General features: G+C 54.8%; 1 pseudogene. It reads left to right on the top strand.

What is annotated here, in order from left to right:
* Window positions 1-861: 861 nt before the first annotated feature.
* A pseudogene (locus tag N7578_RS22660) lies at window positions 862-1,065 on the top strand (Crp/Fnr family transcriptional regulator); the annotation flags it as partial.

A 1,065-nucleotide genomic window follows, 5' to 3' on the forward strand; every position in this document is an offset into this window, starting at 1 on the left:
GCCGCGAGCGCCAGATGTCGGCTGGGATAAACGCCTCTCATGACATCAGAGATGACGACGGCCCATCCATTTTCATGCGCGATGATCCCGAAGTCGATGTTCTTTTCCATGGTTGAAACCTCCTTGTTTGGTAGGCCCTAACCACGATTTGAAAAGCTTGTTCCTGACATTGAAGGCGAATGCCGTAGACGAGGCTTGTCCGTACGGTCACCCCTTGGAGGCCGTCGCGGCCATTGCCATGATCAGGTCTTGGGTCGAGAAGGCGCATTTCTCGCAAGCGTCCGGCATAATCCTGCACTTTACCGCTGTTTGGAAGGGCACGCAGCATCGCTTGCTGCTCGAATGTGAAATGTACCTTTTACCTAACATTCCTTCCAGTCTATGCCGTCCGGCCGCGGCACTTCTGGAACAGACGCCACGCAGGCCAACAAGTGGGTAGCCTTTCCGGTCTTCTTCATTTCCGGGCTTTCGCCAAAGAGGGCAATCTGCGCCCGTGTTTCGGCTTGGCCGAAAGCCGGTTAGGTGGCATGCCTGTAGAGGTGAGATCTCTGCAGCCTTCTGCCTGCTTGCGCAGTTCCCACGCTTCGGCGCTCTCGGACTGGAGGCCAGGTGGCAACGGGTTCATCGCGTGCTTGTCGCCAAAGCAGCTTCTCCCGCGGATATGGTCATCATCTCCGGCTGGCCGGGAGGATGACTGGAGAATGGAACAAGAATTTTGAAGTTCGGCTGCTCCGTGACGTGGCAAGGGTCATTTCTGCAAATTCTTACCCAACTTGCTCGCTGTTTCCATGCGATTTTCCGATGTTAATATGATTGCGGCATATTGTTGTTTTCGAGCAGGTGCAAACCGGGCGAACCGCTATGCTTGGATCAGATGTTTTTGTTTGTAACTTGCTGTTGAAGGCCCTCGGTATGGAAGGGCTGTCGCGGCTTTTGAGCCGGATGGAACACGTCGATCTGCGAGCAGGCGATCAGCTAGTTGCGGTTGGGATGCCAGTTTCCCATCTCTGTTTCATCGAGAGCGGTCTCGCGTCCACGGTCATTCATGACGATAGCGGCAAAAGC

It is taken from the genome of Agrobacterium tumefaciens, assembly GCF_031801495.1.
GTDB classification, from domain to species: domain Bacteria; phylum Pseudomonadota; class Alphaproteobacteria; order Rhizobiales; family Rhizobiaceae; genus Agrobacterium; species Agrobacterium tumefaciens_K.